Annotated in this window: 32 protein-coding genes; 31 read left to right on the plus strand and 1 reads right to left on the minus strand. The window is 68.7% G+C overall.

The window, feature by feature from the left end; translation table 11 throughout:
* Positions 1–27: 27 nt before the first annotated feature.
* The 15 genes from ACFVTF_RS26510 to ACFVTF_RS26580 all read left to right on the plus strand — a co-directional run bounded on the left by ACFVTF_RS26510 (position 28) and on the right by ACFVTF_RS26580 (position 13,433).
* The gene (locus ACFVTF_RS26510) at positions 28–1,089 is read left to right on the plus strand and encodes a hypothetical protein (protein WP_387816963.1); all 1,062 of its coding nucleotides are present in this window, start codon (positions 28–30) and stop codon (positions 1,087–1,089) included.
* Between the two features lie 67 nt (positions 1,090–1,156).
* Positions 1,157–1,615: a hypothetical protein gene (locus ACFVTF_RS26515; RefSeq protein WP_387816964.1), complete on the plus strand. Its 459-nt coding sequence runs from the start codon at positions 1,157–1,159 to the stop codon at positions 1,613–1,615.
* The gene (locus ACFVTF_RS26520) at positions 1,612–1,947 is read left to right on the plus strand and encodes a phage head-tail adapter protein (RefSeq protein WP_387816965.1); all 336 of its coding nucleotides are present in this window, start codon (positions 1,612–1,614) and stop codon (positions 1,945–1,947) included. The genes ACFVTF_RS26515 and ACFVTF_RS26520 overlap by 4 nt, the downstream gene beginning before the upstream one ends.
* Positions 1,947–2,327 (plus strand): DUF5403 family protein, encoded by a 381-nt coding sequence (locus tag ACFVTF_RS26525; protein ID WP_387816966.1) that lies wholly within the window; start codon positions 1,947–1,949, stop codon positions 2,325–2,327. The genes ACFVTF_RS26520 and ACFVTF_RS26525 overlap by 1 nt, the downstream gene beginning before the upstream one ends.
* Positions 2,327–2,821: a hypothetical protein gene (locus ACFVTF_RS26530; RefSeq protein ID WP_387816967.1), complete on the plus strand. Its 495-nt coding sequence runs from the start codon at positions 2,327–2,329 to the stop codon at positions 2,819–2,821. The genes ACFVTF_RS26525 and ACFVTF_RS26530 overlap by 1 nt, the downstream gene beginning before the upstream one ends.
* Positions 2,822–2,925: 104 nt before the next feature.
* Positions 2,926–3,636 (plus strand): hypothetical protein, encoded by a 711-nt coding sequence (locus ACFVTF_RS26535; protein ID WP_387816968.1) that lies wholly within the window; start codon positions 2,926–2,928, stop codon positions 3,634–3,636.
* Between the two features lie 56 nt (positions 3,637–3,692).
* Positions 3,693–4,031 carry a phage tail assembly protein gene (locus tag ACFVTF_RS26540; protein WP_387816969.1) on the plus strand — a complete coding sequence of 113 codons (339 nt, stop codon included), beginning with the start codon at positions 3,693–3,695 and terminating at the stop codon, positions 4,029–4,031.
* Between the two features lie 65 nt (positions 4,032–4,096).
* Positions 4,097–4,408: a hypothetical protein gene (locus tag ACFVTF_RS26545; RefSeq protein WP_387816970.1), complete on the plus strand. Its 312-nt coding sequence runs from the start codon at positions 4,097–4,099 to the stop codon at positions 4,406–4,408.
* Positions 4,409–4,417: 9 nt separating this feature from the next.
* Complete coding sequence (locus tag ACFVTF_RS26550; protein ID WP_387816971.1) at positions 4,418–7,930, plus strand: hypothetical protein; 3,513 nt, start codon at positions 4,418–4,420, stop codon at positions 7,928–7,930.
* A gap of 4 nt (positions 7,931–7,934) precedes the next feature.
* Positions 7,935–8,780 carry a phage tail family protein gene (locus tag ACFVTF_RS26555; RefSeq protein WP_387816972.1) on the plus strand — a complete coding sequence of 282 codons (846 nt, stop codon included), beginning with the start codon at positions 7,935–7,937 and terminating at the stop codon, positions 8,778–8,780.
* Positions 8,781–10,697 (plus strand): siphovirus ReqiPepy6 Gp37-like family protein, encoded by a 1,917-nt coding sequence (locus ACFVTF_RS26560; protein WP_387816973.1) that lies wholly within the window; start codon positions 8,781–8,783, stop codon positions 10,695–10,697.
* A gap of 24 nt (positions 10,698–10,721) precedes the next feature.
* Complete coding sequence (locus ACFVTF_RS26565; RefSeq protein ID WP_387816974.1) at positions 10,722–12,038, plus strand: tail fiber domain-containing protein; 1,317 nt, start codon at positions 10,722–10,724, stop codon at positions 12,036–12,038.
* Positions 12,035–12,352 (plus strand): DUF2746 domain-containing protein, encoded by a 318-nt coding sequence (locus tag ACFVTF_RS26570; protein ID WP_387816975.1) that lies wholly within the window; start codon positions 12,035–12,037, stop codon positions 12,350–12,352. Before ACFVTF_RS26565 ends, ACFVTF_RS26570 begins: the two co-directional genes overlap by 4 nt.
* A 17-nt stretch (positions 12,353–12,369) precedes the next feature.
* Positions 12,370–13,221 (plus strand): N-acetylmuramoyl-L-alanine amidase, encoded by an 852-nt coding sequence (locus tag ACFVTF_RS26575; RefSeq protein ID WP_387816976.1) that lies wholly within the window; start codon positions 12,370–12,372, stop codon positions 13,219–13,221.
* Complete coding sequence (locus tag ACFVTF_RS26580) at positions 13,218–13,433, plus strand: hypothetical protein (RefSeq protein ID WP_387816977.1); 216 nt, start codon at positions 13,218–13,220, stop codon at positions 13,431–13,433. Before ACFVTF_RS26575 ends, ACFVTF_RS26580 begins: the two co-directional genes overlap by 4 nt.
* Before the next feature lie 53 nt (positions 13,434–13,486).
* On the opposite strand, the gene ACFVTF_RS26585 is transcribed toward ACFVTF_RS26580, so the two are convergent.
* On the minus strand, positions 13,487–13,891 hold the full coding sequence (locus ACFVTF_RS26585; protein WP_387816978.1) for a hypothetical protein: 405 nt from the start codon (positions 13,889–13,891) through the stop codon (positions 13,487–13,489).
* Positions 13,892–13,998: 107 nt separating this feature from the next.
* On the opposite strand from ACFVTF_RS26585, the gene ACFVTF_RS26590 reads away from it, so the two are divergent.
* From ACFVTF_RS26590 to ACFVTF_RS26665, 16 genes are all read left to right on the plus strand, one after another.
* A complete protein-coding gene (locus ACFVTF_RS26590) occupies positions 13,999–14,433 on the plus strand; it encodes a hypothetical protein (protein WP_387816980.1) in 435 nt (144 codons plus the stop codon).
* 436 nt (positions 14,434–14,869) lie between these two features.
* Entirely contained in the window at positions 14,870–15,115 is a 246-nt protein-coding gene (locus ACFVTF_RS26595; RefSeq protein WP_387816981.1) for a hypothetical protein, read from the plus strand.
* A 186-nt stretch (positions 15,116–15,301) separates the two neighbouring features.
* Entirely contained in the window at positions 15,302–16,054 is a 753-nt protein-coding gene (locus tag ACFVTF_RS26600; protein ID WP_387816982.1) for a hypothetical protein, read from the plus strand.
* A gap of 59 nt (positions 16,055–16,113) precedes the next feature.
* Positions 16,114–16,533, plus strand: coding sequence for a hypothetical protein (locus ACFVTF_RS26605; protein WP_387816983.1), 420 nt, complete (start codon positions 16,114–16,116; stop codon positions 16,531–16,533).
* Complete coding sequence (locus ACFVTF_RS26610) at positions 16,533–16,658, plus strand: hypothetical protein (protein WP_387816984.1); 126 nt, start codon at positions 16,533–16,535, stop codon at positions 16,656–16,658. Before ACFVTF_RS26605 ends, ACFVTF_RS26610 begins: the two co-directional genes overlap by 1 nt.
* Positions 16,655–17,092 carry a hypothetical protein gene (locus tag ACFVTF_RS26615; protein ID WP_387816985.1) on the plus strand — a complete coding sequence of 146 codons (438 nt, stop codon included), beginning with the start codon at positions 16,655–16,657 and terminating at the stop codon, positions 17,090–17,092. Before ACFVTF_RS26610 ends, ACFVTF_RS26615 begins: the two co-directional genes overlap by 4 nt.
* 66 nt (positions 17,093–17,158) lie before the next feature.
* Positions 17,159–18,028, plus strand: coding sequence for an AAA family ATPase (locus ACFVTF_RS26620; RefSeq protein ID WP_387816986.1), 870 nt, complete (start codon positions 17,159–17,161; stop codon positions 18,026–18,028).
* Between the two features lie 12 nt (positions 18,029–18,040).
* Positions 18,041–18,433, plus strand: a complete 393-nt coding sequence (locus tag ACFVTF_RS26625; RefSeq protein ID WP_387816987.1) for a hypothetical protein — start codon at positions 18,041–18,043, stop codon at positions 18,431–18,433.
* Positions 18,430–18,570, plus strand: coding sequence for a hypothetical protein (locus tag ACFVTF_RS26630; RefSeq protein ID WP_387816988.1), 141 nt, complete (start codon positions 18,430–18,432; stop codon positions 18,568–18,570). Before ACFVTF_RS26625 ends, ACFVTF_RS26630 begins: the two co-directional genes overlap by 4 nt.
* Positions 18,571–18,662: 92 nt before the next feature.
* Entirely contained in the window at positions 18,663–18,968 is a 306-nt protein-coding gene (locus ACFVTF_RS26635; protein WP_387817047.1) for a CHC2 zinc finger domain-containing protein, read from the plus strand.
* Positions 18,850–19,467, plus strand: a complete 618-nt coding sequence (locus ACFVTF_RS26640) for a topoisomerase (protein ID WP_387817048.1) — start codon at positions 18,850–18,852, stop codon at positions 19,465–19,467. Before ACFVTF_RS26635 ends, ACFVTF_RS26640 begins: the two co-directional genes overlap by 119 nt.
* Positions 19,464–19,820, plus strand: a complete 357-nt coding sequence (locus ACFVTF_RS26645) for a hypothetical protein (RefSeq protein ID WP_387816989.1) — start codon at positions 19,464–19,466, stop codon at positions 19,818–19,820. Before ACFVTF_RS26640 ends, ACFVTF_RS26645 begins: the two co-directional genes overlap by 4 nt.
* Positions 19,817–20,197 carry a hypothetical protein gene (locus ACFVTF_RS26650; protein ID WP_387816990.1) on the plus strand — a complete coding sequence of 127 codons (381 nt, stop codon included), beginning with the start codon at positions 19,817–19,819 and terminating at the stop codon, positions 20,195–20,197. Before ACFVTF_RS26645 ends, ACFVTF_RS26650 begins: the two co-directional genes overlap by 4 nt.
* On the plus strand, positions 20,194–20,412 hold the full coding sequence (locus ACFVTF_RS26655; protein WP_387816991.1) for a hypothetical protein: 219 nt from the start codon (positions 20,194–20,196) through the stop codon (positions 20,410–20,412). Before ACFVTF_RS26650 ends, ACFVTF_RS26655 begins: the two co-directional genes overlap by 4 nt.
* Entirely contained in the window at positions 20,405–21,595 is a 1,191-nt protein-coding gene (locus ACFVTF_RS26660; protein ID WP_387816993.1) for a hypothetical protein, read from the plus strand. The genes ACFVTF_RS26655 and ACFVTF_RS26660 overlap by 8 nt, the downstream gene beginning before the upstream one ends.
* Positions 21,592–21,936 (plus strand): hypothetical protein, encoded by a 345-nt coding sequence (locus tag ACFVTF_RS26665; protein ID WP_387816994.1) that lies wholly within the window; start codon positions 21,592–21,594, stop codon positions 21,934–21,936. The genes ACFVTF_RS26660 and ACFVTF_RS26665 overlap by 4 nt, the downstream gene beginning before the upstream one ends.
* Positions 21,937–22,101 lie beyond the last annotated feature (165 nt).

A 22,101-nucleotide genomic window follows, 5' to 3' on the forward strand; every position in this document is an offset into this window, starting at 1 on the left:
GGGCCATTCCCGGAGATCCAGCACCTTTTGAGCACCACCCAGCACCAGATAGTCAAGCCCCAGAAGCTCGTCAACACCGCTGTAGGAATGCTGGAACAGGAGCTTCTCATTCCGAGCCTGTTCCAGAAGCACGGCATCGACCAGTTCCGCGGTACAGACAAGGACACGATCTCCATGAAAATTGAGGGGATCCTGCCGTTCCACGACTACGCGTGGCGCAACGACCGAAGCCAGCCGATCCAGTTCGACGAGTACGCCGAGCGCACCATCGCGGTCACCTTCGGCGGCAACTCCTACTCGGCCGTCAAGCTCACGGACGAGCAGAACGACTTCGACATCGACCAGTGGTCGAAGCTGCTTCGCCCGCAGGTCAAGGCCGTCGGCCGCGGCCTCCAGCGCCGTGCCGTCAAGACCCTGACCGGCCAGCAGTACAACGTCACCATCGGCAACGCCCAGCAGAACCTCCGCTCCGCGCTGATCGAGGCCCGCCGTGTGCTGAATGCGTTCCACGCGCCGAAGGAGGCCCGATACCTGCTGGTCGGCTCCGACTTCGAGTCTGCCCTCCTCAACGACGACAAGCTCAACCTGGCGCAGAACGTCGGCGACAGCGAGGCCGAGTCGGCCCTCCGGACCGCTACGATCGGCGACCGGATGGGCTTCCGGATCGTCGTCGACCAGACCATCCCGAGCGACGCGGCGTACGCCTTCGCGTCCAGCGCGTTCATCTTCCTCTCCGGCGCCCCGTCCATCCCGCAGTCCGTTCCCTACGGCGCCACCGCCTCCTTCGAGGGCATCGCCCTGCGCTGGATCCGCGACTACGACAGCCTGTACCTCCAGGACCGCAGCGTCGTAAACACCTACAACGGGTTCCGGTCGGTGACCGACATCCTGGTCGGCTGGGACGACGCAGCGGAGAAGGAGATCATCTCCACCCAGGAGCACTTCGTCCGCGGAATCCGCCTCCAGCTCGACGGCAAGAGCGACTACCCGGCCGCCTCCTCCGAGCTCGCGAAGCTCACAGGCGTGTCCGACGCGCGGGTGTGGACCCCGGCCGGCGCGAAGCCGGAGACCGATCCGGCCAACGCCTGACCCACGGCGGACCGTGCTGCCTGACGCCCCGGCCGCACGGTCCGCCCGCTCCCGAAAGGAGGTTGGCTTGGCCTACGCCACCCTCGACGACCTGAAGGGCCGTCTGGACTGGGACCTCGACGAGGACGAGCTGCGAATCGCCAAGGCAGCCCTGGAGGACGCCTCCGACCTGGCGGCCGAGTACGGCCGCGACTGGCCGCAGGACCGGGTACCGCGCCTGGTGCGCACGCTGGTCCTCAAGGCCGTCGCCCGCTACCTGCGCAACCCGCACGGCTACACACAGAGCCGCGCGGGCGACGAGACGTTGGCCTGGTCCGACATCGGCCGGGACGCTGGCACCATCCACTTCACTCGCGAGGAGATCCGGCTTCTCGCCGAACTCGCGGGCCGAAGGCCCGGATTGACCAGCGTCGTCGTGTCGGCCTGGTCCTCGAAGATCCGTCCCGGTGCGGCCGGCACGGTTCCGGTCGACTACGCGGGCGGCGACCGCTTCCCGCTGTTCGCCGACGATCGGGGGCCCTGGTGAGTGTCCAACGCCGTCGAGGCCAACGGGCCCGGGTCTGGCGGACGATCGAGACCGTCGACCACCGCGGCAACGCCGTAACGGCTGCCGACCCCGCCGGGCCGATCGAGGTCCGCGCCGCCTTCATCCCGCAGCGGTCGGCCCGGGCCGAAGTCCCCGGCCAGCAGCAGATCAACGTCACCAGGATGATCGTGGACGCCCACCTCGAAGGCGTCTCGCTCTGGTCCCGCGTCGAGTACGCCGGCCGCCAGTGGGACATCGTCTCGCCCCCCGCCTACCACCACGGCACCAGGCGTACCCGGCACTGGTCCATCGACATCCGGGAGCGGCCCTGATGGCAGTGATCTACGACCGCTTCGGCGGCAAGAAGTTCACCAAGCGGCTCGCCGAAATGGTCGGCGTTCAGCGGGCGCTCGACGAAGTCATGTTCGAGATCGCCGTCCGAGCCGAGGAGCTGCTCGTTCAGCACCGTGCGGACGGCCACGCCGAGATCGACGTGGACGCCGGTACCGTCGACAGGTACGTGATCCTCTCCGACGAACGCGGCCAGAAAGCCGCGCTGTCGATCGAGTTCGGCCGCCAGGCGTCCGTGGCCGTCCGGGAGGACAAGGACGGCAACAAGTTCCTCGTCATGATCCCGCCCGCCGAAGGTCTCTTCATCTTGGCCCGTGCGGCCGGCCTGCCGAAGAAGCGCAAGGGCAAGGTGAAGCTCTGATGGCCGGACTCCCCGACCACGTCCGGGCGCTCGCCGAACTTTCCCCCGTCGAAGATCTGCTCCTGGCCGTCCTGCGCGAGGGCCTCCCGGGCGTTCCCGTCCAGACGCTGATCTCCCTACACCAGCAGTTCCCGCTGGTCCTGGTCCGCCGTGACCCCACCTGGGGACAGTGGCAGGGCGACACCCGGTTCACGGACGCCGCGAGGGTGGTCATCCACACCTTCGCCCCGGACCCCGATGGCGACGAGGACGCCGCGATCCTCGGGGAAGCCGTGCGCGTGGTCCTGCGCGACGCCTGGCTGAAGCAGCAGGTGTACCCCCGCCTCGGCCACATCATCCGGGTCGACATGAACAGCGCCCCCCGGCGTGCTGCCGACTGGGCCACAGCCACCGGGCCCGTCCAGTACGCGGACCTACCGACCGGTGTCACCCGCTACGAGGCGATCTACGACATCCAGATCCGACGCCCGCGCCAGCGCCCCTTCCCCGCCTAATCCCACCCGCACCGCGAACCCCGAAGGCTTCGGCGTCGGGGTTTTTTTATGCCCGAAAGCAGAAACGTTTCTTCTTGGCGCTCAACGACAATGCAACGCTGGTCGTGGGAAGTGGCAACTTCCTGACGGCCCCGGTCGGCACCGCGATGCCGACCGACCTCCTAGTCCCCGTCTCCCCGTGGCAGCCCGTCGGCCACACCTCGCTGGAGGATGTCTTCGCCGTCACCTCCGAGGGCGGCGAGGCCACCACGATCGGCAGCCTCCAGAACAAGTCCCTCCGCACGAAGTACTCCGCGCGGGTCGAGACAATGGCTTTCACCCTCCAGCAGTTCGACACGATCGGCCTCCGCCTGTACTTCGGTGCCAATGCGCCGATGCTGCCGGACGGTTCGATCGGCGTGCCCGCCGATCCCGTGCCCACCCAGTCGGCCTTCCTCGCCGTCTTCATCGACGGCGAGAACCACTTCGCCTTCTACGCCCCGAAGGCGGAAATCTACCGCGCGGACGACATGTCGATCGCGGACACGGAAACCCTCGCAGGACTGCCGCTGGGAGTTAAGCCGATGGCCTTCAGCTCCAACACCTGGACGTACGCGGTGACCCCGCTCGGCAACGTCGGCGCCACCGGCGCAACGGCCGGCACCCCGGGCGTCTTCAGCCCGCCGGGCGCCGTCACCCCGGCCAACCTCGCCGCGCTCGCGGCCGTCTCGGCCTCGCCCGCGACCGCCTGGACCGGCGGCAAGTACGTCCAGCTCGGCGACTCCAGCTCGGCCTTCTGGAACGGCAGCGCCTGGACGGCCGGCAAGGCGACCTGAGACCTCCAGCCCTTCTCCCTTCCCCCCTTTCTCTCCTGACCTGGAGGTCGCACCCCATGGCCCAGTACTCCCTCGACGACATCCGCGCCGCCGCGGAGTCCAAGTACGGATCGACGGACATCACCATCGGCGAGGATGTCGTCCGTCTGCTCAACCCGCTCCGACTGCCCAAGGCCAAGCGCGAGGAGCTCACCGCGCTCCAGGACCGCCTCGGCGAGGACGACGCAGACCAGGAAGAGCTCCTGTCCCACGCGATCAAGCTGGTCGCCGAGCACGCCGCCCAGGCCAAGAAGCTGCTGACCGCCGTCAGCGGCGACCTGGCCGTGCTCGCCGAGATCTTCGACCGGTACGCCAAGGGCGCACAGGTGGGGGAAGCCTCGGCCTCGCAGGGCTGATCGACGAGTACGGGGAGGGCCTGTACGCGGACCTGCTGTTCTACTTCGGCGTCGACCTCGCCGAGGTGATCGCAGGCCGCGGGCCCTCGCCTGTATTCGTCCTCGCCCTGGTACAGAGGCTCCCCGACACCTCGCTCACTGCCGCACTCGCGGCCGGCGGCCGGCACCTCCTCGGATGGGGCCAGGACCGCCACCTGATCGCCGACCTCTACGACGCGGTCAACGTCAACACCCGGGCCACTGGCCAGTGGGGCAAGGGCAAGGCCCCGAAGATCCCGCCGTGGCCCCGTCCCACCTCGAAGGCACCCGGCAAGTCCACGGGCTCCAAGCCTCCGGTCACCGTCGCAGCCATCTACCAGCAGTTCGCCGGAAGGTAGGAGGTGGGGATGGCTCAGACCCAGGTCGTCGGCCGCGTGGCCGTCAAAATCATGCCGGACACCTCCGACACGAAGGAAGAGGCCCGGGCACAGCTCGAACGGATCGAGCGCCAGCTCAAGCTCACCGTCGCCACGAAGATCGACATGTCGGGCGCGAGTCGGGAGTTCATCTCCGAGCTCCGCAAGATCAACGCGCGGAACCGGCAGGCCGACGCCCGCAAGGTCCGCTTCTACACGACGATCTCGACGGACGGGATGGCCACCGCCGTCCGCAACGCGGCCCGCGAGCTCCAGTACAAGGCCAACGGCCAGAAGGTCCGGTTCGAGGTCGACGACCTCAAGGCCACCGGCCGGATCGAGCTGGAGCTCGACCAACGCTCTGCGGACAAGGCCAAGCACAAGCTCAAGGACTGGGCCGACGACGTCTCCCCACTGAAGGTCAAGGTCGAGCCCGACATCGCCAACGGCTCCGGGGCCATGCTCTCCGCGCGCCTCCAGGTGCTTACCCGGCCGCGCACCGTCCCGATCCTGCCCGAGCTCGACAACAGCGCGGTCACCAAGGTCGCAACGGCGCTGGCCGCGTTGAGCGGCGCCCGGGTCCTGAACAACATGTTCGAGCGGCTCAGCAACACGCTGAAGAACCTCGACAAGAGCGTGCCGGTCATCGGTTCGCTGGCGCTGGCAATCGCCGGCCTCGCCGGGTGGGGCCTCTCAGCCGCCTCGAACCTGGCCGCCCTGTCCTCGTCTCTGGCGCAGATCGGCGCAAGTTCCCTCCTCCTGCCGGGACTTCTCGGCGGGATGGCGGTTGGCCTCGGCGTCACCGTCGCGGCCTTCCGCGACTTCAACACGATCCTCCCGGAGGTCAAGGGCCAGCTCTCAGGCCTCCAGGACACGATCAGCGAGAAGTTCTGGGCCAAGGCCGCGGAGCCGATCCGCGCCATGACCCGGGAACTCCTCCCGGAGTTCACAGCCGGCGTCGCCAGGACGGCCGATCAACTCGGCGGCTTCTTCGGCGGTCTGGCCACCGGCCTCAAGGGCGCGCTCGACCCCGCGCTGAACCAGATGTTCGTCGACCTCGCGTCGTCGATCGACATCGCCACCGGCGGTACCGGCGCCTTCGCGAACATCATCGCCGTCCTCGGCAAGGTCGGCACCAGCTACCTGCCCGCGCTCGCGCAGTGGTTCGTCGACATCTCGGAACGCTTCTCCGCGTTCCTCACCTCCTCCGAGGGCGACGGCCGCCTCAAGGGGTGGATCGACGGAGGGATCCAGTCTCTTAAGGACCTGGGGTCGGTCCTCTCCAACACGGGAGGCATCCTCGCGGGCATCGCCCGCGCTGCGGAGGCGGCCGGCGGTTCCAGCCTCGGCATGCTGGCCGACACGCTGGAGCGCATCCACGCCGCTGTCGACAGCCCCGGCTTCCAGGCCGGGCTGACCGGCGTCTTCGCCGCAGCCCACGAGGCGATGAACCGGATCGCCACCCAGTCGGGCCCGGCGGTCAAGGCGTTCTTCACCGAGTTCGCGACGCTTGCAGAAACGATTCTGCCGCAGGTCGGGCAGACCATCGGGACGGCGCTCGACGCCGTAGCCTCGGCCCTGGCCCAACCCGCCGTGACCCAAGGGGTCACGGCGATGTTCACCGGGCTCCAGGCCGCGGTGACCGCCCTGGCACCTGCCATGGCGCCTGTCGGGCAGGCCCTCGGCGCCCTGATGCAGGTCGTCGGCGCGTTTGCGACGATGCTCGGCCCGCTCGTCGCAGCAGCTCTCGTCCCGCTGGCGAACGCGTTCACGGCCCTCGCGCCGGCGATCATCCCGATCATCCAGCTCCTGGGCGGCGCCCTCACCGCCGCCATCCAGCAGCTCTCCCCTTTTTTTGCCCAACTCGTGCCCCTAGTGGGCGAGTTGCTCGGCGGCGCCTTCCAGGCGCTGTCGGCCGTCCTGCCCATCGCGGCGGCCCTGTTCGGCCAGATCCTGGCCGCCGTAGCCCCGCTGATCGAGCAGCTCGTCTCCGGGCTCACCCCGATCCTCGCCATCGTGGCCCAGGCCTGGGTCACGATCATGACCGCCCTCCAGCCGGTCATCGCCGTCCTGCTCCAACTGCTGACGGCGATCCTCACCCCGCTGGTCGGGATCTTCCAGAGCCTCGTCGCCGAGTGCCTGCCGCCCCTGGCGGAGGCCTTCGCGGGGCTGGCGGAGGCCACGAAGCCGCTGCTCGAAGCACTGCTGGCGATCGTCAACGTGCTGATGCCCGTCCTCGCGCCGGCCATCGAGTTCGTCGCGAAGATGCTCGTCGACACCCTGATCACCGCGATCCATGCCGTCGAGAACATTTTCCGGGGCACGGTCGACGTGATCATGGGCATCTGGAACACCTTCAGCGGCCTGTTCACCGGCGACTGGAGCCGGATGTGGGAGGGCATCAAGCAGTTCTTCCAGGGCATCTGGGAGCTGATCAAGGGCATCTTTGACGCAGTCCTCGTCCTCGCGATGGGCGGCATCCTCAAAAAGGGGATGGCCCTGCTTAAGGGCGGCTGGGAAGCCGCCTGGGGCGCGATCAAGGCGGTCGGCGAGGGCATCTGGAACGCCATCAAGGGTGGCGCCCAGTTCTTCGTATCCGGCGTCAAGGGGTTCATCGACGACGGTCTCCGGTGGATCAAGTCCCTCTGGGAGACCACCTGGAACGGCATCTCGAACTTCTGCTCCACTGCCTGGAACGGCATCGGCGAGGCGGTGAAGTCGGGCGTCTCCTCGGCGGTCGGCTTCGTCAAGGAACTCCCCGGCAAGGCCCTTGAGGCCCTGAGCAACATCGGCTCGACCCTGCTCAACGCGGGCAAGCAGCTGATCGAGGGCCTGATCAACGGCATCAAGTCGAAGTTCGACTCGGTCAAGTCCACCCTGTCGGACCTGACCAGCAAGTTGACCGACTGGAAGGGCCCGCCGAAGAAGGACCGCGTCCTGCTCCGGGGCGCCGGCCGCATCATCATCCGCGGCCTGGTCTCCGGCCTGGAATCCGAGTACGGCACCGTCCGCAGCTCGCTCGCGGACCTCACCGGCACGATTCCCCGCACCGACCTGCCCACATCTGCGATGTACGCGCACGGCGCCTCGCTCGGCGAGAGCCTGGCCCAGGGCCTGGCGAGCCAGCAGGGCGCCATCGAATCCCAGATGACGTCCATCTCCGACTCGATGGTGAAGCGGGTCCGCACCGACCTCGGCATCCACTCCCCCTCGCGGGTCTTCACCAAGCTCGGCGGCTTCGTCGGTCTCGGCTTCGCCCGAGGCATCGCAGGTGAGTCCGACCGGGTGGTCAAGGCCGTGGGCGCGATCACGTCCCGTCCCACCGCCGCGGACTACTCCCGCACCGCTCGCGCCGCCTCGGCGGCCGTCGCCAACGGGCTCGGCACGAACACCGGCGGAGCCGTCACGCGGGTCCTCAACTACTACGCCGCACCGGGCAGTTCGGTCTCCTCGGAAGAAGACCTGTTCGCCGCGGCAAGCCGTGCACGGATGGTGGGGTGGTGAGCTCTTGACCACTCTCATCCTGGAGAGCGATTTTGACGACCTGAACCTCAACGAGGTCGCGGAGACCGGGTACGGCATCCAGGCCGTGGCCGGGGCGACCGGCCTCGGCCTGCCTCCGGTCACCGTGCAGTGGCTCGAAGGCGCCGGCGACGGATCCCGGTACCGCAACAAGCGGGTCCTCGGCCGCGACATCGACCTCCCCCTCGACATCGTCGGCCGGGACCGCGCCCACCTGCGGGAGCTCATCGGACGCCTGGCCCGGATGATGACCGGCGAGTGCACGCTCGCCCTGATCGAGGACGACGGCAGCCGTTGGACCACCAAAGTCCACCGCGTCGGCGGCGGCGAGTACACCCTCTCCGGCGCCCTGGACGTCCAGACCACGATCACCCTGCGGGCCGGCGACCCCTACTTCACGGCCTCGGCGGTCACCACCCAGACCGTCAAGGGCGACGCCGGCACCCGCAGCTTCCTGTCCGATCTGGTGGCACTGCCCGTCGCCGCCAGCCAGGCCATCGGCACGATCCTCCTCCCGAACGACGGCGACGTGCCCGCGTACCCCGTCTGGGAGGTGACCGGCCCCGGCCGTGATCTCCACGTCGTCTCGGCGAACGGGGAGGCGCTGCGCTGGAACGGCACCCTGGCGGCCGACGAGAAGCTGATCATCGACTGCCGGGAAGCCACGGTCGTGGACGGCAAGGGCGTCAACCGGTACGCGAACTTGGCCCCCGCGCCCCGCTTCTGGGTCGTCCCGCCCGGCACCAGTACGGCCAGGGCCGAGCTGCTCGATACGACGGCCGCCTCCCAAATCTCCTGCTCCTGGCGGGCCCGACGCTGGATGGTGATCTGATTGAAACTCAGCGACCTCACCGTGGAGGTGCGGGACCGCAACCTGGCCCGCCTCGGGCTCATCAGGCCGGAGGATCTCTCCCTGGAGCTCCAGGACGTCTTCAACAACGTCGGCACCTGGAAGCTGACCCTGCCCCTGGAACACCCTCTCGCTGCCGCGCTGCGCGCGCCGGGCGCGGGGCTGATCGTCACCGGTCCGGACGACGTGCTGATGTCCGGACCGGTGACGAGGCCCGAGTACGCGGCCACTCCCGAGGACCAGCGCGGCAGCGTCGTCTTCGAGGGCGTCTCCGACACCGTCATCCTGGCCGACATGCTCGCCTGGCCGGAGCCGTCCAACCCGGACGCGTCCACGCAGAAGGCCGGCCACGACATCCGCACCGGCCCGGCTGAGACGATCATGCATGACTTCGTCAACGCCAACTGCGGCCAGTACGCGCCAGCCCCCCGGCGCAAGGCCGGGCTCTACATGGGCGGGAGCCAGGGGCGGGGCCCGACCATCACCAAGGCCGCCCGGTTCCCGGTTCTGGGCGACCTGCTCACCGAGATCGCCACCGTCGCGAACCTCGGGTTCAGGATCGTTCAGCGCGGTGACCGGATCGTCTTCGAGACGTACGCCGTGACCGACCGTTCCAGGGAGATCCGCCTCGACGTGGAGGCGGGCACCCTCGCCGGACAGCGGGTCACGGTTACCCCGCCGGGGGTCACCCGCGTGCTGGTCGCTGGCCAAGGAGACCTGGAGGCCCGCACGATCGTCGCCGTCGACAACGACGCCTCGACCGCCGCAGAGGCCGACTGGGGTCGCCGGATCGAGCGGTTCGTCGACCAGCGCCAGACCAACGACCCGGAAGAACTCCGGCAGGCAGGCACCGAGGCGCTCGCCGACGCCGGGTACACGGGGACCTCCGTACAGGCCATCCCCGTGGCGGACAGCTCGATGCGGCTGGGAATCGACTGGGGAATGGGCGACCGAGTCACCGTCGTCGTCGGCGGCCAGGAGATGACCTCCACCGTGACCGGCCTGCTCATCAAGGCCGACGAACAGGGCTTCCAGGCCGGAGCACTGATCGGCGACCCGACCGGCCTCGACCCCGACGCCGCCAACAGGCAGCAGGCCCAGAACACCGAGCTGCGCGTGTCCGCGCTGGAGCGCAAGGCCGAGGCGGCACCCGCCGGAGCCCGGATGCTGGAGCTCGGCGCCCGAAAGCAGACGGACCACCCCTCCACCTATCCGGAGGGCGAGTCCTGCTTCTACCTCACCAACACCGTGAGCACCGAAGGTGGCTGGGACTTCGGCGGCAAGTGGGGCTTCGTCACCACTCGCAAGTGGCAAGGCAATGACGTCCGACAGTGGTGGAGCATGGTGCACTCGCCCACCAGCCCGCACCAGGAATGGGTGCGCGGAGGCAACAACAGCGGCTGGGGCCCGTGGCGCCGGGTGGCCTTTGAAGACAAGACGCCCCGCGGAATCGTGACCATCAAGATCCTGGAGGACACGCCGCACGTCGGCGACACCAGGACCCTCGTCTACACCCACACCTTCACCGCGGAGGCCAAGCGGGTCTACCGCGTAGGCCTGCGGATTGCCTTCGTGGACGGTGACGGCACCGGGGACTCCTCGGTACGGCAGGCGAAGCAGCAGGCCGTCACCTCCGTCCGTTGGGAGGCCGGCACGACCATCACCGCCGACACCGGGAAGGTGGTAGGCGAGTTCAACGTGCCGGTCTTCAACGACGACCCGCAGACCGCGGCTGGCCTGTCCACCGACTTCTACATCAACAACGCACCGGCCGGACCGGTCACCCTCGGCGTCACGCTTCGAACCCGGCTGCCCTCCGCAACCTACGGCAAGGTCCGCTTCCTGGTCGGCACCCAGTCCGAGCTGATCCTGGCAGACGAAGGCGGAGCCGTGTTCTGACCGGCAGAAAGGACCCACCACCTCTTGTCCATCACCTCCTACCCCTTCGACGGTCAGGCCGCGAGCGAGAGCCAGTACTCCTACCTCTTCCGCGAGCTCCAGGACTCCGGGGTCGCAGCCAGTGCCGATTCGACCGCGTTCCGAGTAACGGCGGACAGCACCGGCATGACCGTGAAGGTCGCCCCCGGCTTCGCCCTGGTGCGCGGCCACGCGATCCTGTCCACCGCCGTCGAGACCATCACGATGCCTGCCGCCGACTCCGTGAGCCGGGTCGACCGCGTCGTCCTCCGGCTCGACCCGGCCGCGAACGAGATCACCATCAGCGTGGTGAAGGGAACGCCAGGATCGGGCACCCCGGCACTCACCCAGACCGACACCGGGGTCTACGAGATCCCCCTGGCCACCGTCGTCGTCTTCGCCTCCGGCACGACCATCGCAGCCGCCCAGGTAATGGACGCCCGCCAGTACGTCGGCACCCACGTGGGCGCCTGGACCGCGCTCACCCGGCCGGCAAACCCTCGTCTTGGCACCCTCGGGCTCAACCGGACGAGCGGCACCTGGGAGTACTGGAGCGGCTCGGCCTGGACGACCCTCGCCCCGGCCGTCACCTGGGGCACCATCATCGAGAAGCCCGCCGTCTTCGCCCCCGCCCCGCACGGTCACTCCTGGAGCGAGATCTCCGACAAGCCCGGCAACTACCCGCCGGCCTCGCATGCGCACTCGTGGGACCAGATCCAGGGCAAGCCGAACGACTTCCCCGCGACCTGGCACCAGCACTGGTGGGACCAGCTCCTCGGCGTGCCGGGGCAGTTCCCGCCCACCGACCATGGGCACTGGTGGGATCAGATCCAGGGCAAGCCCGGCCAGTTCCCGCCCGTTGACCACTGGCACGGCCAGTACCTGGAGTCGTGGAGCACCATTAACCGGGCGAACGGCTCCGACCGCCCGCACTCCTACGGGCCAACCGGTTCTACTTGGTACGCGGTCTGGGTGGACGGGAACCACAACTTCTGCCGGAACACCTCCTCGATCCGGTTCAAGGAGAACGTCCGGGACATCGAGATCGACCCGGCGGCCGTCCTCGCCCTCCGCCCGCGGATCTACGACCGCAGGCCGAGCGTCAACGACGAGGGCCAGCCGATCGAGGGGCGGCGCGACGAGGTCGGCCTGATCGCCGAGGAGGTCGACGCAACCCTCCCCGAGATAGTCGTACGCGACGAAGAGGGCCAGATCGACAGCGTCCGCTACGACCTCCTCGGCCTCGCGCTGCTGCCCGTCGTACAGGACCAGGAGCGCCGGATCAAGGAGCTGGAGAAGCGCCTGGAGGGCCCGGCCGCTTGATCGAGCCCACCGTCCAGGTGGCCCTCGTATCGGCCGGCGGCGCCATCACCGCCGCCCTGGCCGGTGTCCTGGTCGAACTCGTGCGCCGCCAGAGCAGCACGGTCGCCGAGGTCCGCGAACAAGTCGCGAACTCGCACAGCACCAACCTGCGCGACGACCTCGACCACGTCATCGACCGCCTCGGCCTCGTCCTCGACGGCCAGCAGCACCACAGCGCCGAGCTGGCCGACCTGCGCCGCGAGATCGCTCACGAGCGAACCGAGCGCCTCGCCGTCGCCGACCGGCTCGATTCCCACCTGCACACCCCCAACTGACCACCACCCGCCGCTTCTTGGAGCGGACCGGAAAGTACCCGCCCCCGCGCGCCCGGCGCCGGGGGCTTCCCCTTGCCTGGAGGCACAGACTGAGCGTCAACATCATCTCGCGCGGCTCCTGGGGCGCGAAGCCGTGGAACGGCACCCCCAACAACGTTGCCCTGTCCGAGCGCACCGAATACTACGTCCACTACGACGGCGGCGACCCGGTCAACCGGACAGGCAACGCCGTCCCGCAGGCCATCGAGCGCGAGCATCTCGGAAACGGGTGGGCCGGCATCGGCTACAACTTCGTCGTCGACCAGAACGGCGCGATCTACGAGGGTCGCGGTTGGAACCTCCAGGGCGCCCACTGCCCGGGCCACAACCGCTCCGCGTTCGGCGTGCAGATCGCGATCGGCGGCGACCAGGAGCCCTCGGCCGCAGCCCTCAACGCCGCCCGCGCCCTGTACGACGAGGCGTGCGCACGGACCGGCCGATCGCTGGCGAAGCGCGGCCATAAGGACGGATTCGCCACCCTCTGCCCCGGCCCGAAGCTGTACTCCTGGGTGCAGGCCGGCATGCCCTCCTCGGGCGGCGGCGGCGGCGACGGCGACGGCAGCGGTGGTGGCGGCTCCCTGGTCGCGCTGGCGGCCGGGGTGAAGCCGGGCGTCCGACACCCGCAGGTACGTGAGCTCCAGGAACTGCTGCTCACGGCGGGCTACGGCCCGATCCCCGGCGCGGTGACCGACTTCTACGGCGTCAACACCCAGAACGCCGTCGCCCGGTTCCACGACCGGCATCCGAGTCTCAAGTCCCGCGGCGTCACCAAGGACTACGCGATCGGAGCACAGGGATGGGCCCTGCTCCAGAAGGAGGCCGGCCGATGAGCAAGCTGAAGACGCCGGGCTTCCGGCCTGTCACCCTGGTGAGCCTGCTGCCGGTCCGGTATCGGACCCGTGTCGGCGCCGTGCTCGCGCTGATCGGCGTGATCGTCTCCGCCCTGGCAGTCGCGTACGCCGACCGGCCGGAGATCGCCCTGGCGGTCCAGGTACTCACCGCCCTCGGAGTTGTCGCACCCGGCGAGTCTGACGACGAGTAAGCGTCGGCCCCCACCGTTCCCTGAATCGGTGGGGGCCTCTTTTGCGTGCCCGCCTACTTGGAGTGGCGTAGGGCCTCGATCTGCTCGACCGTCATCACCTTGGCTCCGCGTTGGCGCGCCGCCGTCTTCTTGGCTGGCGCCGTCTTCTTGGCCGGCGCCGTCTTCTTGGCCGGCGCCGTCTTCTTGGCCGGCGCCGTCTTCTTGGCGGCGGGCCTTGCCGGAACCCCCTCCGAGTTTGTTCCCGCGCCACCGCCGACCGGCTCGTCCCGCTCGACGACTACCGAGGCCTCCTCGACGGGTTCGCCCGAGGCCATCAGGCGCTCGATGCCCTCGGCATCGTCTGCGCACAGGTCTACCCTGCGCTTCCGGTCACCAGTCGCGAGAGTGTAACTTTCTACGGGGACCCCCGGTCGCTCGCAGACGTCGCAGACCCTCAGCGTCAGCGTCCTCTCGACCACAGTTACACCATCCCGCCTTGACTGTATCAACTCTTGCATGCATTGTAGAGGTTGGATGACCTCCGGCAGATGGGGCCGTGAGGAAATCCGATTTGGAAGGGGATCACATGCCGCCCAGATCGCTGGTGCAGGACAAAGAGGAGGCTATTCGCTGGCTGGTCGAGGATGACCGCAGCTACGAGTGGATGGTCCAGCGATACCTAGAGAAATACAACATCCAGACCACCATTTCGATGTGGGCCTCATTCCGGCACCGCAACGGCCTTCCGCGCAAAATTTCCCGGGATAGGGACCTTATTCCCTGGGAGGTCCTCGAAGAGCATCGCTGGGGATACCCGGTTGTGATGCTTCGCTTCGAAGGTCGCCGCCGGGAGGGGCGGGAGCTCAGCGAGTACGATGCGGGCCGACTGGATTCGTGGAAGCAAATGCTGGAGAACGGGAACCTGGTTGTTCACTACGTCCCCGACACCGATGACGGCTGGTTCTACGTCCCCCGAGACGAGGGAGACACGGACATCATCCGAGTCCCTCGAAACAACTAGACATCAGGTGATAGCGACGCCAGGCAGGGGCCCACGCAGGGCCCCTTCTCTGTTGCTCCGCACCTGCGCCCCAGGCTGGAACCACTCGCCTGGGGCGTCGTCGTATCCACGCCCGCCCGGCATGCCGGACCGGCCGCCCCTGCCGTAGGGGGGCGCCGTCGCTAGGAGGGTCTTGAGCTTCTGACCAGGCCTGATGAACACGACGGTTAGTCTTGCAGAGCCCACTGACAACAGCCACCGGATTCTCGGCGACACCTGGACTACCGTGGGGCCGACCAGCTGTACATGATCGACTTCATGCCCCTCCCCCCACCCGTGAGTCAGCTGTCACATTGCGATAAGTTGACCTTTGCTTAACGCAAAGTACAATTTGCAACTACCGAGTAGTTCTCGCTGGGCGCGAGCGTGCCCAGCGAAAGGGGAGAGGAGCCTGCGCATGCAGCGCAGCCACCTGGTGGAAGATTCCGCCACGAAGTCGCAAAACGGTGGCGTTTGGCTCCACATTGACAACGACCTTCTCGACTTCCATGTCACGGTTGGTCCACGGCACGCGATTGATGATCTTCGGTTCGTGCTCGGCTTTGCCAAGAGCTGGGGACTCAGCCTTCTTGACCAGGACGAGTGTGAACCGGAGATCCTGAGCGGCGGCCGAATCCGGCTCTACCTGAAGACTCTGAACTGACCATAAGGAACAGGATTGGCACTGCACCTCACCGGCCTCCCGGCAAACCGAGAGGTTCCGCGCGACGGGCGGGGACGACCCTTCGTCGTACCGAAGACCGGCGGCCGGCCTCGCGGCCTCACTCGGACGACGACCCACATCGATTGCATTGAGGACAAGTCGGCCCTGACGGCCTGGGGCAAGCGGATGACCCTGCTCGGCGCCTCGCGCCAGCCGTCCCTGCTCACCGGACTGCAAGAGTTGAACCCGACGGACCGCGCGGGAAGGGCCGCGCTCGACGCCGCCGCCGAGGCCGCGGTGAACATCGCCGGAGCCCATGACCGGCGCGAGCGGGGCACCCACCTACACACGCTGAGCGAGTACGTCGACCGGGGCGAGGAACTGCCCTCGCGAGCCTCCTCCGCCGACCTTGCGGACATGGCCGCCTACAAGGTGGCGACCATGGCCTTCGACGTGGTCGCGGTCGAACAGTTCGTCGTGGTCGACGAGCTCGGTACGGCCGGCACCGCCGACCGGATCCTGCGCTACAACGGCCCCGGGCCCGATGGCCGGCCCATCGACGGCTTGGTGATCGGCGACCTCAAGACGGGCAGCAGCATGGCGTACGGCGCCCTGAAGGCGGCTTCGCAGCTCGCCGTCTACAGCCGGGGCGAGCTGTACGACCACACGGCCTTCCCCGTGGACCAGCGGGACCGCAAGTCCTTCGATGCGTGGAAGCGCACGTCGTTCTCGCCCGCCGCCGCCTTGGCCGCGTACAGCCCGCTCCCGGACGTCAACCAGGACTGGGGCGTCATCATCCACCTGCCGGCCGGGCAGGCGCACTGCACGCTGTACTGGGCGGACCTTCGGCTCGGCTGGGAGGCGGCACGGCTCGCCCTCGACATCCGCGGCATGCGGGCACGCCGGGGCGCCCTAACCGAGTTTCCCTCCGCGGCCTGATTGAGATAGTGTAACTAGCGAACGGGGCGCGAGCCCCGAACGAGAGGAGGAGTGCACCCATGGCCGACGAGGGCCGCATCACCGTGACCATCAAGTATGGCAAGAGCCTCGACGACAGCTGGGCCGTGTTTCGCGGCTCGGCTGAGCAGGTCGAACACGACATAGCCTCTTTTTTTGGGCTCGATTGCGAGAGTGTAACTAATCTGAGCCTGAGCGAGCTGGTCGTCGAGGCCACGCAGGCAGCCCAGAGCACGGCGGCGATCGTTCGAGGCCTGGATGCCCGGATCATCCCGCAACCCGCATCGGGTCCGGCACCCTCGCAGGACACCGCCGCCGGAGGCCTGCTGGAACAGATCGAGCGGTGCGCGAGCACCGACGCCCTGAAGGTGCTCTGGGCCACCAACCAGGCCGCCTTCGCCGACCAGGCTGTCATGGATAGCTGGAAGGCCCGGGGCCGGGCGCTGAAGGCAGTTGCCTGATGACCCGCCTCCTCGTCGCCGCGGCCGTCGTGGCGGCCCTTGCGGTCGGCGCGCTGACCGCCCCCCTGAACACCACCAACCCCACCCCCTACGCCGTTCATCGGCAGGCCGGAGATCGCCAGTGACGTTTGCCCTCAACAACCTCCCGACCGCCAACGGTGGTTGGTTCAAGGCCGCCGAACAGCAGGACGCGGTAGCGATCCTCCTGGAGGTCTCCGGCTTCGAGCGGCAGAGGCCCACCCCCAACGGACCGAAGGACTCGGCCCTGGCCGATGTGACGGTCTTCAAGACTCCCGACCAGCTCAAGACCTTCACCCCCGAGGTCAGCCAGGGCCAGCGGATCGAGCAGACCGTACTCGCCCGGGACCTCGAAGGGGTTGTCGGCAGCGCCGTCCTGGTGACCGTCACCCAGGTCCCGGCCAAGAAGCCGGGCTCGCACCCGGCCTGGGTGTGGCGGCAGGTAACCGACCCCGAGATCAAGAACCGGGTCATCGCGTACGCCGAGCAGCGCGACACCGCCGTGCAGTCCGCGGTGAGCGACGCGCCCGACTTCGACTGACACCCGGCCGGCAGCAGGGGGCGGCCTCCGCGCCGCCCCCTCCCCTCCCTGATTGGAGCCGTACGAGTGCTCACCCCCGGACGCTCGCTCACCCTGCACGCCGACGCCGGCCGCGAACTCCCCCGCATCGAGGCCTTCCAGGCCCTCTACAACCTCGGCTGCCGCCCCCGCCAAGGCGAAGTCATCATGATCGCCGGTCGGTCCGGCACCCAGAAGAGCGGGCTCGCCCTGTACTGGGTGGCCCAGATGGGCCTCCCCACGCTCTACTTCTCGGCCGACATGTCGGCCTTCACCGCCTCGTCGCGACTGGCCTCCATGGCGACCGGGGACACGACCGAGATGGTCTCGGCCGGGATGGCAGCCGGCGGCCGGTACCGGCAGGCGTACCTCGATGCCCTGGCCCACAGCCGGATCACCTTCGCCTTCGGCTCGCCGATCACCTGGCCGGCCGTGGACGAGGAGATCGAGGCGTATGTCGAGCTGTGGGACGACTACCCGCAGGTGATCGTGTTCGACAACTTGATGGATTTCGAGAACGCGGAGTCCAGCTACGAAGAGCAGATGGCCGTGATGTCCGGCGTCACCGAGCTCGCCCGTGCCACCGGGGCGACGGTCATCATCCTGCACCACGCCTCGGACAAGTCGTGGGAGGCCAAGAGCGATCCCTGGGCGCCACCGAGCCGTGATCAGGTCAAGGGCGGTCTCTCCGAGAAGCCCGAACTCTCCCTCTCCGTCGCGCTCGACCCGACTTCACTGGAGTACCGGATCGCGGTGATCAAGGCCCGTATGGGCCCTTGCGACCCGACCGCACGCCGGTACGCCACCCTGCGTTGCCACCCCGAGAGCACCCGGTTCTCCACGCTGGAGCCGCGCCTCGAACCGATCACCCCGCCTACGTCCCGGCCCTGGTCGCCGCTCGACACCCTGAACAAGTGAGGATTGCAATAGTTGACTGATGTTGCGGCCCGAAACCGCAGGAACCGCAGGCGAGGCTCCAACTGGGAGGCCGAACTCCGTGACGGCCTCCGGGCACACAAGGCCGACATCGAGCGCCTGCGGCTCACCGGCGCTGAGGACGAGGGCGATCACGTCGTCCGGCGGCCGGCGCCCGTCCGGCATCGCCCCTTCGTGGTGATCGAGGCCAAGAACGCCAAGCTCGAACCCGCCCAGTTCATCGCCGAAGCCCTCCGCGAACGCGATGCCTTCGCCCGCCGCCGCGGCCTCGACCCTGCCGACGTGGACGCGATCGTCGCGGTACGCCGCCGGGGTGCCAGTTGGCGCCGGGCGTACGTCCTGACCACCGTCGAGGAGTACTTCGATCTCCCCCCGGAGGCGGCGTGACCGACGACCGCGACGTCCTCGCGGTCGACGCCTTCCTTGACGCCCTCGACGACCCCGAGTTCGACGCCCGGTTGCTCCTCGCCGTCGAGGAACTCTTCGGGGTCGACATGGCCGACCTGGAGTGGATGCTCCCGTGACCCCCGGCTGGCACGACGACGACCAGAAGCCGTCCCTCGAAGCGGTCTTCGAGCACTACGACGTGGCCTTCAATGACCAGCGGTCGATCGGCATGGCCCCCTGCCCCTTCCACGACGACCGCACCCCGTCCCTCAGCTACAACCTCGACCGGCAGGTCTGGAAGTGCCACTCCTGCGGTGAGGGCGGGGATTCCTACAGCTTGATCATGATGAAGGAGAGCACCGACTTTGCCGGAGCGCGAACCACTGCGGCCTCTCTCGCCCTCGCAACGCGAGATGCTGGAAGAGGCAACGAGCAGCTATCAGGCAGCTCTTACGCCGGACGCCGCACTGTACCTGGCCGATCGAGGGATCGGGCCGGCCGAGGCGGCTACATCCCGGCTTGGCGTCGTCGCTGACCCGCTGCCCGGACACAGCCGGTACCACGGCATGCTGGCCATCCCCTACCTCGCCCACGACGGTCACCCGCTGACGATCCGTTTCCGTTGTCTGGAAGACCACAACCACCGCGACCACGGGCACGGCAAGTACAACACCCTGCCGGGCGACCCGCCGCGGATGTACGGCGTCGACTCGATTCACGAGGCGGGCGACGAGATTCACCTCATCGAAGGGGAGCTCGACCGAGTCATCGCCCGGAAGATCGGCTGGCACGCGACAGCGGCACCCGGGGCGGAGATGTTCTTCGCCCGACACCGCCGGATGTTCGCCGGGTTCTCCCGGGTGTGGGTCTGGGGCGAACCGGATGACGCGGGCGCCCAATTCATGGCGAAGGTCTGCCGCGCACTCCGCTCAGCCAAGGGCGTCCGGCTGTACGCCGGAGACATGACCGAGACCTACATGGCCGGCGGCGCCCAGGCCCTCTACGACATCTACGAGAAGGAGCGGTCGAAGTGACCGACACGACCACCAAGCGCCGACCGGCGCGTAAGGCCGACCCCACGGCCGCCGTCCTGGCCGAGGTGCGCGCCGAGCGCCAGCTCCTGGACAACGAACCCCGACCGCTCGGCGGCGGCCTGCGGCCCGACCGGGCCCGCCTGCACCACCGCCGCGAAGCCGACCGATGGACCGACATCGCCGTCACCCGCGGACTTGCCGGCCGACCGGGCTGGGACGCCGAGCTCCTGGCCACGCTGAACGCCGCCATCGCCACCTCGGACTCCGTCGCCGCCCGTGCCGGCCTCGTGCAGGTGGCCGCGTTGGCGACGGCCGCCGTCGAGCAGCTCGATCAGGACCGGGTGGCGAGTTGACCCTCTTCGAATTCGCGGGCGCCCCGACCTTCGAGGACGACCGTACGGTGGTTCACCCCGGCAAGGTCCCGGCGAGTGGCCAGCCACACTGGCTCCTCGTCGAGGACGAGCCGGAGGGCGCCCTCGACATCGAGCACACGGACGACTGTCTCAACCAGTGGGGCGAGGTCGGATGCGACGTGGCCTTCCATGCGGAAGATGGCCTCGACCTCTGGTTCCACCGGGTGGACGCCGACGAGGGCTACTACGGCTCGACCGGGCTCCGGCCCGGCCGCTACCTGATCGAGGCATGGTCCACCCGCTCCTGGTGCGAGTACTACGGCACCTGGGAGTACGACGGCGGCCTCGGCCTGGTCTACCCGGAGGAGGCCGAGTGAGCGACGTCCTGCCCGGGAAGCCCGGCCCGCGGCTTCAGGCCATCTGGGACGCCCTGAGCGGTGCCGAGCGGGAGGCCTTCTTGCGCCACCTCCTACAGGACACCGTGGCCGACGACCTCGTCTGGATGCTCGGCCGGCACGGCCACCGCGTGTCCGCCTCCACCATCCGCACCTATCGGCGCCGTCTGCGCCAGGAAGAGAGCCTGCGTGACTGACACCCTGCTCGACGAACTCCTCTCCAAGCCGGTCGGCCCCTCGCTCCCGCCCCGGCCGGCCGACCCGGAGCGGGACTTCACCCGCCAGATCGAGGTGAGCGGCGACGCCGCCGAGGTGACGGTGCGCGGCTCGGTGGACACCGTGACCGAGGATGCCGCAACCGCCTACCTGCGGGCGCAGGGCCTCGACCCGGCCGACTGGACTGCGACCGGCTTCCGCAGCTCGGAGTGGACCATGCCGGGTGGTGACATCGGGGTGAGCACGCGCTTCACCTTCGCCCGCAGCAAGGAGGCCGCGACCGAGCGCCTCGACATCGGTGAGCTTCTGGCGGCCGTCGAGACGTACAGGCCGTGGATTCCCCACGCGCTGACCGGCGGCGACCACACGTACGTGATCGCGCTCGGCGACATGCAGTTCGGCAAGATCGACGGCGACGGTCCGGCCGGCACCCTCCAGCGCACGATCAACTGCCTGAACCGCGCGGCCGACCTGCTGGAGCTCTACCGGGGCAGGTTCAGCATCGGCCACGTCCACTTGGCCTGGCTCGGAGACCACGTCGAGGGCTTCCAGTCGCAGGGAGGCGCGAACACCTGGCGTACCCAGCTCACTCTGAACGAGCAGATCAGGTTGACGAGGCGGGTCATGCTGCACGCTCTCCTGACGTTCGCCCCCCTGGCGGAGCGGGTGACCATGGCCGCGGTGCCCGGCAACCACGGCGAGGCCGTACGGATCAACGGCAAGGGCCTGACCCGGTACGACGACTCCCACGACACCGAGTCTCTGATCGCTGTCAAGGACGCCGCAGACCTGCACCCCGAGAAGTTCGGGCACACCGAGTTCTACGTCCCGGACACCGACGAACTGACCGTGGTCGTCGACTGCTCGGGCACCACCGTGGCCCACGCCCACGGGCACCAGTGGCGTCCTGGCAAGCACTTCGACTGGTGGCGCGGGCAGGCCTTCAACAAGAATTCGGCGATGCACCAGGCCGATCTCCTGTTGGCCGGCCACCTTCACCACGAGCACGTGGACACCGACGGTCCGCGGACCTTCGTCCAGCCGCCAGCGATGGAGTCGGAGTCGACCTGGTGGCGGCACGCGAAGGGCACCACCGGGGCGCCCGGTCTGATGGTGGCGATCACCAAGGACGGCCACACCCCCGTCAAGGAGGTGGTCCGATGATGCATCTCGTAGACCTCGAATCGGTCGAAGCCCGGACGGCAGTCGACTGGTCCGTGATCTCCGAGCCGCAGGTCGAGAGCGTCGCCCAGGCGGTCGCCCGTTCGGTCTCCCGCGACTACGGCCTCACCCTGGAGTACGACGACGCGCTCCAGGAGGGCCGCCTGGTGGCGGCCGAACGGGCCCCGCAGGTCCGGCAGGTGCTCTCCGACGGCGGTCCCGGCCTGCTGCACCGCTGGCTCGGCCAGCGGCTTCGGGACCGCTGGCTCACCGAGGCACGACGACGGTCCGGGCACACCTCGTACGAGGCCGCCCGCCTCGGTGCAGAGGGGGGTAAGCGGTGAGCGGGTATGACCGGCGCCTGGTTGAACACCTGCTCCCCGCCGTCTGGGACTACGAGGCGGCGTACGGGATCCGCAACCCCACCGCGCCCGACGCCGACATGCCCAAAGCCACGGTCGACAAGCGGACGGCCAGCCTGCTGTTCGCCCACCTCGCCGACATCCGGC

The organism is Kitasatospora sp. NPDC057940 (assembly GCF_042887425.1).
GTDB lineage: Bacteria > Actinomycetota > Actinomycetes > Streptomycetales > Streptomycetaceae > Kitasatospora.

Bases quoted from the DNA above. Each gene is read 5' to 3' on its own strand.
- ACFVTF_RS26530 (WP_387816967.1), top strand. From the start codon at position 2,327: ATGGCCGGACTCCCCGACCACGTCCGGGCGCTCGCCGAACTTTCCCCC.
- ACFVTF_RS26595 (WP_387816981.1), top strand. From the start codon at position 14,870: ATGCAGCGCAGCCACCTGGTGGAAGATTCCGCCACGAAGTCGCAAAAC.
- ACFVTF_RS26605 (WP_387816983.1), top strand. From the start codon at position 16,114: ATGGCCGACGAGGGCCGCATCACCGTGACCATCAAGTATGGCAAGAGC.
- ACFVTF_RS26665 (WP_387816994.1), top strand. From the start codon at position 21,592: ATGATGCATCTCGTAGACCTCGAATCGGTCGAAGCCCGGACGGCAGTC.
- ACFVTF_RS26550 (WP_387816971.1), top strand. From the start codon at position 4,418: ATGGCTCAGACCCAGGTCGTCGGCCGCGTGGCCGTCAAAATCATGCCG.
- ACFVTF_RS26635 (WP_387817047.1), top strand. From the start codon at position 18,663: ATGGCCCCCTGCCCCTTCCACGACGACCGCACCCCGTCCCTCAGCTAC.
- ACFVTF_RS26540 (WP_387816969.1), top strand. From the start codon at position 3,693: ATGGCCCAGTACTCCCTCGACGACATCCGCGCCGCCGCGGAGTCCAAG.
- ACFVTF_RS26580 (WP_387816977.1), top strand. From the start codon at position 13,218: ATGAGCAAGCTGAAGACGCCGGGCTTCCGGCCTGTCACCCTGGTGAGC.
- ACFVTF_RS26525 (WP_387816966.1), top strand. From the start codon at position 1,947: ATGGCAGTGATCTACGACCGCTTCGGCGGCAAGAAGTTCACCAAGCGG.
- ACFVTF_RS26600 (WP_387816982.1), top strand. From the start codon at position 15,302: ATGACCCTGCTCGGCGCCTCGCGCCAGCCGTCCCTGCTCACCGGACTG.
- ACFVTF_RS26610 (WP_387816984.1), top strand. From the start codon at position 16,533: ATGACCCGCCTCCTCGTCGCCGCGGCCGTCGTGGCGGCCCTTGCGGTC.
- ACFVTF_RS26590 (WP_387816980.1), top strand. From the start codon at position 13,999: ATGCCGCCCAGATCGCTGGTGCAGGACAAAGAGGAGGCTATTCGCTGG.